Source organism: Pseudomonas piscis (assembly GCF_009380155.1).
GTDB lineage: Bacteria > Pseudomonadota > Gammaproteobacteria > Pseudomonadales > Pseudomonadaceae > Aquipseudomonas > Aquipseudomonas piscis.
The window spans coordinates 1,035,047-1,047,088 of the sequence record NZ_WHUV01000002.1; the positions used below are offsets into that span (position 1 = coordinate 1,035,047).

General features: G+C 66.9%; 16 protein-coding genes. 10 read left to right on the forward strand and 6 right to left on the reverse strand.

Annotated elements, in window-relative coordinates; genetic code table 11:
- Nucleotides 1-44: 44 nt before the first annotated feature.
- Nucleotides 45-728 carry a Crp/Fnr family transcriptional regulator gene (locus GDH07_RS14645; RefSeq protein ID WP_053129273.1) on the forward strand — a complete coding sequence of 228 codons (684 nt, stop codon included), beginning with the start codon at nucleotides 45-47 and terminating at the stop codon, nucleotides 726-728.
- The gene (locus GDH07_RS14650) at nucleotides 725-916 is read left to right on the forward strand and encodes a hypothetical protein (protein ID WP_085598211.1); all 192 of its coding nucleotides are present in this window, start codon (nucleotides 725-727) and stop codon (nucleotides 914-916) included. The genes GDH07_RS14645 and GDH07_RS14650 overlap by 4 nt, the downstream gene beginning before the upstream one ends.
- Nucleotides 917-936: 20 nt before the next feature.
- On the opposite strand, the gene GDH07_RS14655 is transcribed toward GDH07_RS14650, so the two are convergent.
- The 6 genes from GDH07_RS14655 to GDH07_RS14680 form a co-directional block, all read right to left on the reverse strand.
- Nucleotides 937-2,775, reverse strand: coding sequence for a nitric oxide reductase activation protein NorD (locus GDH07_RS14655; RefSeq protein ID WP_152898005.1), 1,839 nt, complete (start codon nucleotides 2,773-2,775; stop codon nucleotides 937-939).
- 77 nt (nucleotides 2,776-2,852) lie between these two features.
- Nucleotides 2,853-4,280, reverse strand: coding sequence for a cbb3-type cytochrome c oxidase subunit I (locus GDH07_RS14660; protein WP_053129261.1), 1,428 nt, complete (start codon nucleotides 4,278-4,280; stop codon nucleotides 2,853-2,855).
- Between the two features lie 3 nt (nucleotides 4,281-4,283).
- Nucleotides 4,284-4,724 carry a c-type cytochrome gene (locus tag GDH07_RS14665; RefSeq protein WP_053129258.1) on the reverse strand — a complete coding sequence of 147 codons (441 nt, stop codon included), beginning with the start codon at nucleotides 4,722-4,724 and terminating at the stop codon, nucleotides 4,284-4,286.
- 90 nt (nucleotides 4,725-4,814) lie between these two features.
- Nucleotides 4,815-5,057, reverse strand: a complete 243-nt coding sequence (locus tag GDH07_RS14670; RefSeq protein WP_152898006.1) for a cytochrome C oxidase subunit IV family protein — start codon at nucleotides 5,055-5,057, stop codon at nucleotides 4,815-4,817.
- Between the two features lie 10 nt (nucleotides 5,058-5,067).
- The gene (locus GDH07_RS14675; protein ID WP_053129252.1) at nucleotides 5,068-5,640 is read right to left on the reverse strand and encodes a cytochrome c oxidase subunit 3; all 573 of its coding nucleotides are present in this window, start codon (nucleotides 5,638-5,640) and stop codon (nucleotides 5,068-5,070) included.
- A complete protein-coding gene (locus tag GDH07_RS14680; RefSeq protein ID WP_152898007.1) occupies nucleotides 5,624-6,418 on the reverse strand; it encodes a CbbQ/NirQ/NorQ/GpvN family protein in 795 nt (264 codons plus the stop codon). Before GDH07_RS14680 ends, GDH07_RS14675 begins: the two co-directional genes overlap by 17 nt.
- Before the next feature lie 197 nt (nucleotides 6,419-6,615).
- Between GDH07_RS14680 and GDH07_RS14685 the strand changes: the two genes are divergently transcribed.
- From GDH07_RS14685 to ahbB (GDH07_RS14720), 8 genes are read left to right on the forward strand one after another with little or no spacing between them, the layout of a single operon-like run.
- Complete coding sequence (locus GDH07_RS14685; protein ID WP_152898008.1) at nucleotides 6,616-8,304, forward strand: cytochrome D1 domain-containing protein; 1,689 nt, start codon at nucleotides 6,616-6,618, stop codon at nucleotides 8,302-8,304.
- A 24-nt stretch (nucleotides 8,305-8,328) separates the two neighbouring features.
- Nucleotides 8,329-8,643 carry a c-type cytochrome gene (locus GDH07_RS14690; protein WP_053129241.1) on the forward strand — a complete coding sequence of 105 codons (315 nt, stop codon included), beginning with the start codon at nucleotides 8,329-8,331 and terminating at the stop codon, nucleotides 8,641-8,643.
- A gap of 19 nt (nucleotides 8,644-8,662) precedes the next feature.
- Nucleotides 8,663-8,986 (forward strand): c-type cytochrome, encoded by a 324-nt coding sequence (locus GDH07_RS14695; RefSeq protein WP_053129239.1) that lies wholly within the window; start codon nucleotides 8,663-8,665, stop codon nucleotides 8,984-8,986.
- Nucleotides 8,983-10,161, forward strand: coding sequence for a cytochrome D1 domain-containing protein (locus GDH07_RS14700; RefSeq protein ID WP_152898009.1), 1,179 nt, complete (start codon nucleotides 8,983-8,985; stop codon nucleotides 10,159-10,161). Before GDH07_RS14695 ends, GDH07_RS14700 begins: the two co-directional genes overlap by 4 nt.
- Before the next feature lies 1 nt (nucleotide 10,162).
- On the forward strand, nucleotides 10,163-10,621 hold the full coding sequence (locus GDH07_RS14705) for an Lrp/AsnC family transcriptional regulator (protein WP_152898010.1): 459 nt from the start codon (nucleotides 10,163-10,165) through the stop codon (nucleotides 10,619-10,621).
- Nucleotides 10,618-11,124: a siroheme decarboxylase subunit beta gene (ahbB, locus tag GDH07_RS14710; RefSeq protein WP_053129230.1), complete on the forward strand. Its 507-nt coding sequence runs from the start codon at nucleotides 10,618-10,620 to the stop codon at nucleotides 11,122-11,124. The genes GDH07_RS14705 and ahbB (GDH07_RS14710) overlap by 4 nt, the downstream gene beginning before the upstream one ends.
- On the forward strand, nucleotides 11,117-11,560 hold the full coding sequence (locus tag GDH07_RS14715) for an Lrp/AsnC family transcriptional regulator (protein ID WP_152898011.1): 444 nt from the start codon (nucleotides 11,117-11,119) through the stop codon (nucleotides 11,558-11,560). The genes ahbB (GDH07_RS14710) and GDH07_RS14715 overlap by 8 nt, the downstream gene beginning before the upstream one ends.
- The gene (ahbB, locus tag GDH07_RS14720; protein WP_124346724.1) at nucleotides 11,535-12,038 is read left to right on the forward strand and encodes a siroheme decarboxylase subunit beta; all 504 of its coding nucleotides are present in this window, start codon (nucleotides 11,535-11,537) and stop codon (nucleotides 12,036-12,038) included. The genes GDH07_RS14715 and ahbB (GDH07_RS14720) overlap by 26 nt, the downstream gene beginning before the upstream one ends.
- Nucleotides 12,039-12,042: the final 4 nt, after the last annotated feature.

The following is a 12,042-nucleotide window of genomic DNA, read 5'->3' on the forward strand; positions in this document are numbered from 1 at the left end:
CTGAACCCCCTTCCCTGCCCTTGCCCACACGAGGATCAATAGCCATGGTGCTTCACCGAGTCCACCACCAGATCTTGCGCAGCCATCACCTGTTCGAGCCCTTGAACGACGAGCAGCTTGACGAGCTGATGGCCACCAGCCAACTGCTCAGCGTCGACAAGGGCGAGCCGCTGTTCCACCAGGGCGAAGCGGCCGATGCGTTCTATTTCGTCATTGCCGGGGCGGTGAAGATCTACCGCCTGACCCCGGACGGCCAGGAGAAGGTCTTCGAGGTGATCGGCCCGCGCCAGACCTTCGCCGAAGCGATGATGCTGATGGACACCCCCAACTATGTGGCCTCGGCCGAGGCCGTCGGCCCCACGCAGCTCTACCGGCTGTCCAATGCCACCTATATCCGCCTGCTGCAAAGCAACAGCCGGCTGACCTTCGCCCTGCTGGGCAAGCTCTGCGTACGCCTGCACCAGCGGGTCAACGAGATCGAGACGCTGTCGCTGAAGAACGCCACCCACCGGGTGGTGCGCTACCTGCTCACCCAGCTGATGCAGGCCCAGCCTGTGGAGCGCCAGTTCGAGCTGCCGATGGCCAAGCAACTGATCGCCGGGCACCTGGCGATCCAGCCCGAGACCTTCTCGCGGATCATCCGGCGCCTGATCGACGACAAGATCATCAGCCAGGACGGCCGGCGCATCGTCATTCTCGACCGGCCACGGCTGGAGCAATTCGAATGAGCTCCCAGGTGCAATGCCTGTATTGCCAACAAGACAGTCCGCCCGAGGCCGGCCACTGCCAGCACTGCGGCATGCCATTGCCGGCCAGGGCGGCCCAGGCCGGGGCACGCCGGCAGAAGCGCTTCATGGGGTTCTGCATCGCCCTGACGCTGTTCTGCCTGGCGATGGTGCTGTGGTTGCCGCGCTAGGAATCGCCCTCGACCCGGCCTCAGGGCTGGGTCAATTGGCGGTACAGCTGCGGCAGGCGCAGGGGTAGCTGCTCGGGCTGGTGGATCAGGCTGTAGCCGTGGCTGCCGAACATGTACGGCAGATAGGCCCCGGCCTCGCGATCGATGGTGATGCAGAACGGCGTGAGCCCCTGGCGCCGGGCTTCGCGCAGCGCCTCGCGGGTGTCTTCGACGCCATAGCGCCCTTCGTACAGATCCAGGTCGTTGGGCTTGCCATCGGTGAGCAGCAACAGCAGCTTGCGCTGGTGCTTGCGCCCTTGCAGCAGGCGCGTGGCCTGGCGGATCGCTGCGCCCATGCGGGTGTAGTAGCCGGGCCTGAGGCCCTGGATCTTGCCCCGGATACGGTCGTCGTAGGCCTGGTCGAAACCCTTGAGTTCCTGCAGCCGTACCTGCTGGCGGCGCAGCGAGGAGAAACCGTACAAGGCGAAATCGTCGCCGAGCAGCGACAAGGTCTCGCCGAACAGCAGCAGGCTGTCGCGGATCACCTCGATCACCCGGTGCTGGTCGTTCAGGTGCGCATCGGTGGACATCGACACATCCGCCAGCAGCAGGCACGCCAGGTCGCGCTGGGTCTGGCGCCGCTCCAGGAACAAACCGCGCGCGGCGCTGCGCCCGTGCTGGCGCTCGACGTGGAAATCCAACCAGGCTTGCAGGTCCAGCTCGCTGCCCTGGGGTTGCTGGCGCAGCCATTGGCGACGGTCGCGCAACTGCTCGAACTGGCGGCGCAAACGCCGGGCCGGGGCCTGCAGATGGCCCGGCAGCGCTTGCGGTTGGCAATCCCGTGGCTCGAACAGCTGCAGATTGACGAAGTCCTCCCGCAGCCGGCCCTGGCGATAATCCCACTCCGGCAGCTTGATGCCCTCGCCCAGGGGCAGGTCGTCGATGTCCGCCGGTGGCAGGTCCAGGTGCAACTTGAGGCCGCCGCCCTTGCGGATCCGCGTGCGCGACAGGGTCAAGTGGTCGAGGTCCTCGGCGACCCGGGCGGCGTCGGGGTCCTGGCTGTCATCCTCCCAGCGGTCGAGCTCGACGTGTTCGGTCCAACTGAACAGGTTCTCCAGGCGTACGATCAACAGGCCGCCCTTGGCCGGCGCTTCGTCGATGCGCGTGGCCCGCTTGCGCCCGCCCTGCTGCTCACCGGCACTGGCCGGCAGTGGGCTGTCGTCCTGCTCGAAGTCCGCCGCCTGCGGGCTGCAAAGGTACAGCGGCGGATACAGCCACAGGGGCAGCGGCCAGGCGGCCCGTTCGCTACGGGGAAACTCACGGACACTGCCCGGCTCGCGCAGGGCCTGGCGCAGGGCGCGCTCCAGGGCTGCCTCGTCCGGTCGCAGCGTGGCCGGGTCGGGGCGCAACTGCAGGTGCGCCTCCACCAGGCGCCGGTAGCGCGCGGCCAGCCCCGGATAGGCCTGCAGCAATGCCTGGGTCCAGCGCTGGTTGTCTCGCCCCCAGTGGCGCATGGGGCCGGCCTGGGCCGCCAGCAACACCAACCAGCGGTAGAGTTCCGCATTCAGTTGTGGATCGGGAAACACCGCCAGGCTGGCCGGCAAGCGCAGGTGTTGTTCATCGCAGCAGGCCAGGGGCGCTTGCCGGCACGTCCCGGCGATCTGCTGCAGCAGGCTGCGGCGCAGCAACAGGTCGCGCTCGCTGGCCGCCTCGAGGTTCTTGCCGGGCGCACCGCCCATGGCCCGATACAGCACGGCCAGGGCCCGCTGCCGGGACGCCAGCTCGACCCGTGCCTCGGGAAAATCGCTACTGGCCCGGCGAGTGATGAAGCGATGCCAGACGCTGCCGACCCATTCTTCCAGTTCAACCGTGAAGGCCATTGCGGCACCTCCTCTGAACGCCAGGAAGCGGCCCGCCGTGCTGGCCGGGCCGCGTTTTTTTCAAGCGCCAGCCAGCCTCAGGACGCTACCACCGGGGCCGGTGCGGCCAGGGCGGCGCGACCACGCTGGCGAAAGCTCAGCAGGTAGCAGATCAGCCCGGCCATGAAGCCCACGCCACTGGCCAGGCGCGCCCAGAACAGGCCGCGCAGGTGCTCGGTGGTGGACATGAACGGCAAGGCGCTACCGTCTTCGGCCCAGCGTTGCAGCAGCACCTGGACCACACCGGCGGCGGTGAGCAGCAAGGTGATCATCACCATCGACAGGGTCATCAGCCAGAAGCCCCAGATTTCCAGCGTCTGCGCACGCTCGTCGGGCGCCTCGCCCAGACCGCGCAAGCGCGGCATGGCGTAGCTGATCAGGGTCATGACGATCATCGCGTAGGCCCCGTAGAACGACAGGTGACCGTGGGCCGCAGTCAGTTGCGTGCCGTGGGTGTAGTAGTTGACCGGCGCCAGGGTGTGCAGGAAGCCCCAGACCCCGGCACCGAAGAACGCGGTGACCGTGGTGCCCTTGGCCCACAGTGTGGCGGCGCGGTTGGGGTGCTGGCGCCGGCGGTTGCGCACCATGGTGAAGGCGAACATCACCATGGCCAGGAACGGCAGCGGTTCCAGGGCCGAGAAGATCGAGCCGACCCACAACCAGACCTCGGGCGCGCCGATCCAGAAGAAGTGGTGGCCGGTGCCGATGATGCCGCTGATCAGCGCCATGGCGATGATCACGTACAGCCACTTCTCCACGACCTCGCGGTCGACGCCGGTGATCTTGATCAGCACGAAGGCCAGCATCGAACCCATGATCAATTCCCACACGCCTTCCACCCAGAGGTGCACCACCCACCACCAGTAGAACTTGTCGCGGGCCAGGTTGCCGGGATTGTAGAAGGAGAACAGGAAGAACACCGCCAGGCCGATCAGGCCGGTCATCATCACCATGCTGACCGTGGTCTTGCGACCCTTGAGCAGGGTCATGCCGATGTTGTAGAGGAACCCCAGGCACACCAGCACGATGCCCAGCTTGGTGATGGTCGGCTGCTCCAGGAACTCCCGGCCCATGGTCGGCAGCAGTTCGTTGTGGGTCAGCCGGGCCAGGCCCGCATAGGGCACCAGCAGGTAGCCGAGGATGGTCAGCACCCCGGCCACGGCGAACACCCAGAACAGCACGATCGCCAGTTTCGGACTGTGCAGTTCACGGTCGGCTTCCTCCGGCACCAGGTAGTAGGCCGCGCCCATGAAGCCGAACAGCAGCCAGACGATCAGCAGATTGGTGTGGACCATGCGTGCCACGTTGAACGGGATGGTGGGGAACAGGAAGTCGCCGACCACGTATTGCAGGCCCATGATCAGGCCGAACAGCACCTGGCCGAGGAACAGCATCAGGGCGAATACGAAGTAGGGTTTGGCCACGGCCTGCGAGGCGAATTTCAGATGTGGATTGGCAATGCTCATCACTCAGCCCTCCTTGTTGGGCGGCCAGCCGTTGGTGTCGATGTTCGAGCTCCACTTGAGGAATTCGGCGATATCGTCGACCTCTTGCTCGCTCAGGTGGAACTGCGGCATGGCCCGGCGCCCGGGCACGCCCAAAGGCTGCATCTTCATCCAGGCCTGCATGAAGGGCTTGAACCCCTCCTCGCCGCCACGGCGCTTGTAGACGTTGCCCAGCTCCGGCGCGAAGTACGCGCCCTCGCCCAGCAGCGTGTGGCAGCCGACGCAGTTGTTCTGCTCCCAGACCGTCTTGCCGCGCACCACTGCCTCGGTCAGCTGCGCCTGGTTGCTACGTTTGGGAAAGGTCTGCTCGGTGTGATAGGTCAAGGCCAGGAATATCAGGAAGAAGAACACGCTTCCCCCGAAATAGATGTTCCTGGCCATGCCCTTGGTGAAGGTCTCTGACATGGTCGCGTCCTCTTTGCTTGGCGTGGCCATGATAGAAAGCGCGGGGTCCGAAGCCGCTTGATGGCAATCAAGAAAGGCCGATTGTTTTACTCAGGCTTTGCCCGACAGGTGCGATACCAGGCCCACCAGGGCCAGCACCACCAGGGCCCAGGCCAGCAGAGGCAAGCGCCAGCGCCAGGGGCTGTGACGCAATTCCATGAAGCCCTCGGTGATCAGCCAGGCCTTGGCCACCGCCAGGGCCATGACCCACCCGCCCTGGCCCAGCAGCATGGTGCCCAGGCTGAGCACGGCCAGGGCCAGCCCGCACAGCAGCAGGATGCGTGAAGCCGTCATGGGGATCTCCTCAATCCAGGATGTAGACCAGCGGGAACAGCACCACCCACACCAGGTCCACCATGTGCCAATACAGCACCCCGGATTCGAAGCCGCTATCGACTAGCGGGGCCCGGGTCCAGGCGCGGTACGCCAGCCAGGCGAGGATCGCCATGCCCGGCAGCACATGCAGGAAGTGAAAGCCGGTGAGCAGCCAGTACAGGGTGAAGAAGGTGTCGTGCTCCAGCCCCAGGCCCAGGTCCGCCAGGTGCCGGTACTCGCCGAGCTTGAGCCAGGCATAGACCCCGGCCACGCAGCAGGCCAGGCCCAGCAGGCAGGCCGCCCGCCGAGGCCGCAGCTCGCGCAGTTGCTCCAGGGCCAGCGCCGCCAGCAACCCGGCCCCCAGCAGGCTCAGGGTCATGGCCAGGCCGGTGGAGGTGTCGAGCAAGGCGCGGCCGCTGGCGAACAGTTGCGGCTTGAGTTGCGCGGTCACGGCGAACGCCAGGATCAGCAAGGCGAACACCGACAGCTCGACCAGGATGAACAGCCACATCGCCAGGTCCCCCGGCAAGCGGCGCGCCCTCGGTTCAGGGGAAGTGCACATCGACCACGTCCATCAGCGCCGCCACGGTCACCGGGTCGTCGCTCAGTGGCTCGGCCAGGCAGGCCAGGCACGCCTGGCGCGGGTCCATGCCGGCGCCGATCAGGCGCGCGGTGAAGATCAGCAAGCGGGTCGAGGCCACCTCCTCCAGGTCGTGCTGGTCGAGCCGGCGCAGGGCCTGGCCGAGCTTGACCACCTGGCTGGCCAGGGCCGCATCGACCCCGGCCTCGCGGCGAACGATGCGCTCCTCCTGCGCGGCATCCGGGTAACCCAGGCGCATGGCCACGAAGCGCTGGCGGGTGCTGGGTTTCATGCCCTTGAGCAGGTTCTGGTAGCCGGGGTTATAGGACGCCACCAGCATGAACGACGGCGGCGCCTTGAGCACTTCGCCGGTGCGTTCCAAAAACAGCTCGCGGCGGTCGTCGGCCAAAGGGTGCAGCACCACCACGGTGTCCTGGCGCGCCTCCACCACTTCGTCGAGGTAGCAGATACCGCCCTCGCGCACCGCCCGGGTCAGCGGGCCGTCCTGCCACCAGGTGCCCTGGGCACCGATCAGGTGCCGCCCCACCAGGTCGGCGGCGCTCAGGTCGTCGTGGCAGGCCACGGTGTGCAGCGGCAGTTGCAGGCGCTGGGCCATGTGCTGGACGAAGCGGGTCTTGCCGCAGCCGGTGGGGCCCTTGATCAGCACCGGCAGGCCGTGGCGCCATGCTTGCTCGAACAGGGCCGGCTCGTTGCCCTGAGCCTGGTAGAAGGGTTCGCAGCGGGGTTCAGTGAGGTCCATGGGATACCTGGATGACGACGGGTTCGCGATCACGCTAAGAGTCCCTGCGACAACCTGGCAAGCAGCGCGAAAGGCAAACTTGATCGCGATCAAGTGAGCAATGCCCTGCTGCGCAATAGCCTTCTTGTGCACCAAGAACCTGCGCTCTGTCCTGGCCCTCCCAGCACATCGCAAAGGTCATGCCTGAGGAGAGAAGGATGCTGATCAGTAATCGAAAAACCCTTGCCCTGTCCGTCGCCAGCCTGTGTTCGGCGCTGGCGCTGGCCCTTCCCACTGCCGCCGCCGAGTCCAAGGCATCGGGTGCGGCACCGCCGGCCATGGTCACCAGCGCCGGGGCGCCGGACATGAGCCAGGCCGACTTCGACGCCGCCAAGGAGATCTACTTCCAGCGCTGTGCCGGTTGCCATGGCGTACTGCGCAAGGGCGCCACCGGCAAGCCCCTGACTCCGGACATCACCCAGGCCCGTGGCCAGGCCTACCTCGAAGCGCTGATCACCTACGGCTCGCCGGCGGGCATGCCCAACTGGGGCACCTCCAACGCCCTGACCAAGGCGCAGATCACCACCATGGCCAACTTCATCCAGCACACCCCGCCCACCCCGCCGGAATGGGGCATGGCCGAGACCCGCAACACCTGGAAGCTGCTGGTCAAGCCCGAGGACCGCCCGACCCGGCAAATGAACACCCTCAACCTGCAGAACCTGTTCTCGGTGACCCTGCGCGACGACGGCAAGATCGCCCTGGTGGACGGCGACAGCAAGCAGATCGTCAAGCTCATCGAGACCGGCTATGCCGTGCACATTTCGCGGATCTCCGCGTCCGGACGCTACTTGCTGGTGATCGGCCGCGATGCGCGCATCGACATGATCGACCTGTGGCCCAAGGAGCCGACCAAGGTTGCGGAGATCAAGGTGGGCATCGAGGCACGCTCGGTGGAGACCTCCAAGTTCAAGGGCTACGAGGACAAGTACGCCATCGCCGGCTCCTACTGGCCGCCGCAGTTCACCATCATGGATGGCGAGACCCTGGAGCCCAAGCAGATCGTCTCGACCCGGGGCATGACCGTCGACAAGCAGGAGTACCACCCCGAGCCACGGGTGGCGGCGATCATCGCCTCCCACGAATGGCCGGAGTTCATCGTCAACGTCAAGGAAACCGGCAAGGTCATGCTGGTCAACTACGAGGACATCAAGAACCTGACCATCACCAGCATCGATGCCGCGCCGTTCCTGCATGACGGCGGCTGGGACAGCAGCCACCGCTACTTCATGACGGCGGCCAACAACTCCAACAAGGTGGCGGTGATCGACTCCAAGGAGCGTCGCCTGACCGCCCTGGTGGACGTCGGCAAGACCCCGCACCCGGGCCGTGGCGCCAACTTCGACCATCCGCAGTTCGGCCCGGTGTGGGCCACCAGCCACCTGGGCGACGCCGGCATCTCGATGATCGGCACCGACCCGGCCAAGCACCCGCAATACGCCTGGAAACAAGTGGGCTCGCTCAAGGGCCAGGGCGGCGGCTCGCTGTTCATCAAGACCCACCCCGCATCCCGCCACCTGTACGTGGATACCACCCTCAACCCCGACGCCAAGCTCAGCCAGTCGGTGGCGGTGTTCGACATCGACAAGCTCGACGCCGGCTACAAGGTGCTGCCGATCGCCGAATACTCCGGCATCAAGCAAGGCGCCCTGCGGGTGGTGCAGCCCGAGTACAACAAGGCCGGTGACGAGGTCTGGTTCTCGGTGTGGAACGGCCAGACCGAGGAGTCGGCACTGGTGGTGATCGACGACAAGACCCTGGCCGTCAAGCAGGTGATCAAGGACCAGCGGCTGATCACCCCCACCGGCAAGTTCAATGTCTACAACACCCAGAACGACATTTATTGAGTTTTATCAACGCAAGGAATCGCCATGAAAAATACCCTGCTTTCACTCTTCGTCCTGAGCTGTGCGTTGAACCTGCAAACCGCCTTGGCCGACGACGGCCTGGCCCTGTTCCAGAGCAAGTCCTGCGTGGCCTGCCATAGCGTGGACAGCAAGCTGGTGGGGCCTGCGCTCAAGGAGGTGGCGGCCAAGAATGCCGGGGTCGCCGGTGCGGCCCAGACCCTGGCCGGACACATCAAGAACGGCACCCAGGGCAACTGGGGGCCGATCCCGATGCCGGCCAACGCGGTCAGCGAAGAAGAAGCGGCGCAGCTGGCCAAGTGGGTCCTGAGCCTGAAATGAAACCGACCAGGAGGGCGTCATGAACAGCTACCCCCGCGCAGTGATCCTGGCGACCCTCCTGCTTTGCCCCCCTCTTCATGCCGCGCCTGACGCCCAGCGCCAGGCGCAGCTGCAACATCTGCTGGAACAGGACTGCGGCGCCTGCCATGGCCTGCACCTGACCGGCGGCCTGGGCCCGGAACTGACCCCTGCCGCCCTGGCCGGCAAACCCCGCGACGGCCTGGTCGCCACCGTGCGCCTGGGTCGCCCCGGCACCGCCATGCCGCCCTGGGAGCCGCTACTGAGCGCCGAGGACATCGGCTGGCTGGTCGATCATCTCTTGCAAGGAACCTCTGAACCATGATCCGTCCCCTGATGCTCGGCGCGGCGTGCGCCCTGCTGTTGTCCGCCTGTGCCCAGGTCCCGCTGCGTGGCAGTGGCGACCTGGGCCTGGTGGTGGAGCGTGCCACCGGCAGCGTGCAGATCGTCGAGAGCAGCCAGGGCCGGGCCCTGGCCCGTATCGAAGGGCTGGGCGACCTGTCCCACGCCTCCGCGGTGTTCTCCCGCGACCAGCGCTACGCCTATGTGTTCGGCCGCGACGGCGGCCTGACCCAGGTCGACCTGCTCGAACAGCGCATCGCCCGGCGGGTGATCCAGGGCGGCAACAGCATCGGCGGCGCCATCAGCCAGGACGGGCGCTTGATCGCGGTATCCAACTATGTGCCGGGCGGGGTCAAGGTGTTCGACGCCGCCACCCTGGAGCTTGTGGCCGATATCCCCGCCACCCTGCTGGCCGACGGCAAGAAGCGCTCGCGGGTGGTGGGCCTGGTGGATGCCCCGGGCCAGCGCTTCGTGTTCAGCCTGTTCGACACCGGCGAGATCTGGAGCGCCGACTTCAGCCAGGGCAACACGCCGCGCATCACCCGTTACACCGGCATCGGCCAGCAGCCCTACGATGCGCTGATCACCACCGACGGCCGCTATTACATGGCCGGCCTGTTCGGCGAGGACGGCATGGCCCAGCTCGACCTCTGGCACCCGGAACGCGGGGTCAAGCGAGTGCTTGGCGACTATGGCCGCGGCCAGGAAAAACTGCCGGTGTACAAGATGCCCCACCTGGAAGGCTGGGCCGTGGCCGGCGACCAGGCGTTCGTCCCCGCCGTGGGCCGCCACCAGGTACTGGTGATGGATGCGCACAGTTGGCAGCAGAGCGCCGCCATCGCCGTGGCCGGCCAGCCGGTGTTCGTCACCGCGCGCCCCGATGGCCGCCAGCTGTGGGTCAACTTCGCCTACCCGGACAACGACCGGGTGCAGGTGATCGACAGCGAGAGCCACCAGATCGTCGCCGACCTGCGGCCCGGGCCCGGGGTGCTGCATATGGAATTCACCGCCCGTGGCGACCAGTTGTGGCTGTCGGTGCGCGATGGCGACCAGTTGCAAATCTGGGATCCCTACCGCCTCCAGCTGCGGCATAGCCTGCCGGCCGCCGCGCCAAGCGGGATCTTCTTCAGCAGCCGCGCCCAGCAGATGGGGTACTGACATGCCCCTCGATACCCTGGAACAACGCCTGATCGAACGCTTCCAGCACGGCATGCCGGTGTGCGCCGAACCCTACGTGGAAATGGCCCAGGCCCTGGATTGCAGCCAGGAGCAGGTGATCGCCTGCCTGCAGCGGATGGCCGAGCACGGGCGCCTGTCGCGCATCGGCCCGGTGTTCGACCACCGCCGCGCCGGGGCCAGCACCCTGGCGGCCCTGGCGGTGCCCCAGGAGCGCCTGCAGCAAGTGGCCGAGCGTATCAACCACTACCCCGAGGTCAATCACAACTACGCCCGCGAGCACTACTACAACCTGTGGTTCGTGCTCACCGGACCGGACCGGGCGCACCTGCAGAACGTCCTCGCCGAATTGCAGGCCGACACCGGCCTGGTCCCCCTGGACTTGCCGATGCTCACGGCCTATCGCATCGACCTGGGTTTCGCCCTGGGAGACGCCCCATGAACGCCGCCCTCGATGCCTGCCAGGCCCTGGCCCTGCGCCGCCTGCTGGAGACCGGCCTGCCGTTGGAGGCCCGCCCCTACCAAGCCCTGGCCCGGCAGATCGGCGCCGAAGAGCCCCAGGTGCTGGCCCAGGTCGAACAATGGCAGCACCAGGGGCTGTTCCGCCGCCTGGGCCTGGTGCTCAACCATCGCGCCCTGGGTTTTACCGCCAACGCCATGCTGGTGCTGGACATTCCCGACGCGCTGATCGACGAAGTCGGCCAGCGCCTGGGCGGCGAGTCGGCGGTGAGCCTGTGCTACCAGCGGCCGCGGCGCCTGCCGCAATGGCGCTACAACCTGTTCTGCATGATCCACGGCCGCCAGCGCCAACGGGTCGAGGCGCAGATCCACGACCTGTTGCAGCGCCATCTGCTCAGTGACCTGCCCCACCAGGTGCTGTTCAGCACCCAGGCCTTCAAGCAGTGCGGCGGGCGCTTCGCCCCAGGGGCGGTGAGCCATGGATGAGCTGGACCGGCGCCTGGTCAACCGCCTGCAACTGGGCCTGCCGCTGGTGCCCGATCCCTGGCAGGTATTGGCCCTGGAGCTCTGCAGCGACAGCCAGGTCCTGCGCCAGCGCGTGCAGCGCCTGCTGGACGACGGCACCCTGACCCGCTTCGGCCCGATGTTCGATATCGAGCGCCTGGGCGGCGCCTTCACCCTGGCGGCGCTGCGCGTGCCCGAGGAACGCTTCGAGGCAGTCGCGGCGCTGCTGGAGGCCATGCCCGAGGTGGCCCACAACTACCGTCGCGAACATGCCTGGAACATGTGGTTCGTGCTCGGTTGCGCCAGCGAGCGCGAGCTGCGCCAGACCCTGCGGCGCATTGAGCAGGACAGCGGCCTTGCCGTGCTCAACCTGCCCAAGGAGGAGACCTACCATGTCGGCCTGTACTTCCCGGTCTGAACGCGCGCTGGAGCTGCGCCTGGTGGCCCTGACCCAGGCCGGCCTGCCCCTGGTGGACGACCCCTGGGGCTGGCTGGCCGAGCAACTGCAACTGAGCCGCGACGCAACCCTGGAGCTGCTCCAGCGCCTGCAGGCCGAGGGCGCCATCCGCCGCATCGCCGCGGTGCCCAACCACTATCGCCTGGGTTATCGCTTCAACGGCATGACCGTCTGGGACGTCGACGACGAGCACATGCCGCGGCTGGGCCAACTGATCGGCGCCCAGCCCTTCGTCAGCCATTGCTACCGGCGCCCGCGCCGCGAGCAGTGGCGCTACAACCTGTTCGCCATGGTCCACGGCCGCAGCGCCATGGAGATCGACAGCTATCGCGAGCACCTGCGCTATCTGCTGGGAGAGGCCTGCCGGGCCGACGAGATGCTGGTCAGCAGCCGCATCCTGAAGAAGACCGGCCTGCGCCTGCACGCCCAACAGCACTGAGACA

What these genes read in the sequence shown, in the direction of transcription:
- GDH07_RS14645 (WP_053129273.1), top strand. Translation starts at nt 45, where the DNA reads ATGGTGCTTCACCGAGTCCACCACCAGATCTTGCGCAGCCATCACCTG.
- GDH07_RS14650 (WP_085598211.1), top strand. Translation starts at nt 725, where the DNA reads ATGAGCTCCCAGGTGCAATGCCTGTATTGCCAACAAGACAGTCCGCCC.
- GDH07_RS14655 (WP_152898005.1), bottom strand. Translation starts at nt 2,775, where the DNA reads ATGGCCTTCACGGTTGAACTGGAAGAATGGGTCGGCAGCGTCTGGCAT.
- GDH07_RS14660 (WP_053129261.1), bottom strand. Translation starts at nt 4,280, where the DNA reads ATGAGCATTGCCAATCCACATCTGAAATTCGCCTCGCAGGCCGTGGCC.
- GDH07_RS14665 (WP_053129258.1), bottom strand. Translation starts at nt 4,724, where the DNA reads ATGTCAGAGACCTTCACCAAGGGCATGGCCAGGAACATCTATTTCGGG.
- GDH07_RS14670 (WP_152898006.1), bottom strand. Translation starts at nt 5,057, where the DNA reads ATGACGGCTTCACGCATCCTGCTGCTGTGCGGGCTGGCCCTGGCCGTG.
- GDH07_RS14675 (WP_053129252.1), bottom strand. Translation starts at nt 5,640, where the DNA reads ATGTGCACTTCCCCTGAACCGAGGGCGCGCCGCTTGCCGGGGGACCTG.
- GDH07_RS14680 (WP_152898007.1), bottom strand. Translation starts at nt 6,418, where the DNA reads ATGGACCTCACTGAACCCCGCTGCGAACCCTTCTACCAGGCTCAGGGC.
- GDH07_RS14685 (WP_152898008.1), top strand. Translation starts at nt 6,616, where the DNA reads ATGCTGATCAGTAATCGAAAAACCCTTGCCCTGTCCGTCGCCAGCCTG.
- GDH07_RS14690 (WP_053129241.1), top strand. Translation starts at nt 8,329, where the DNA reads ATGAAAAATACCCTGCTTTCACTCTTCGTCCTGAGCTGTGCGTTGAAC.
- GDH07_RS14695 (WP_053129239.1), top strand. Translation starts at nt 8,663, where the DNA reads ATGAACAGCTACCCCCGCGCAGTGATCCTGGCGACCCTCCTGCTTTGC.
- GDH07_RS14700 (WP_152898009.1), top strand. Translation starts at nt 8,983, where the DNA reads ATGATCCGTCCCCTGATGCTCGGCGCGGCGTGCGCCCTGCTGTTGTCC.
- GDH07_RS14705 (WP_152898010.1), top strand. Translation starts at nt 10,163, where the DNA reads ATGCCCCTCGATACCCTGGAACAACGCCTGATCGAACGCTTCCAGCAC.
- ahbB (WP_053129230.1), top strand. Translation starts at nt 10,618, where the DNA reads ATGAACGCCGCCCTCGATGCCTGCCAGGCCCTGGCCCTGCGCCGCCTG.
- GDH07_RS14715 (WP_152898011.1), top strand. Translation starts at nt 11,117, where the DNA reads ATGGATGAGCTGGACCGGCGCCTGGTCAACCGCCTGCAACTGGGCCTG.
- ahbB (WP_124346724.1), top strand. Translation starts at nt 11,535, where the DNA reads ATGTCGGCCTGTACTTCCCGGTCTGAACGCGCGCTGGAGCTGCGCCTG.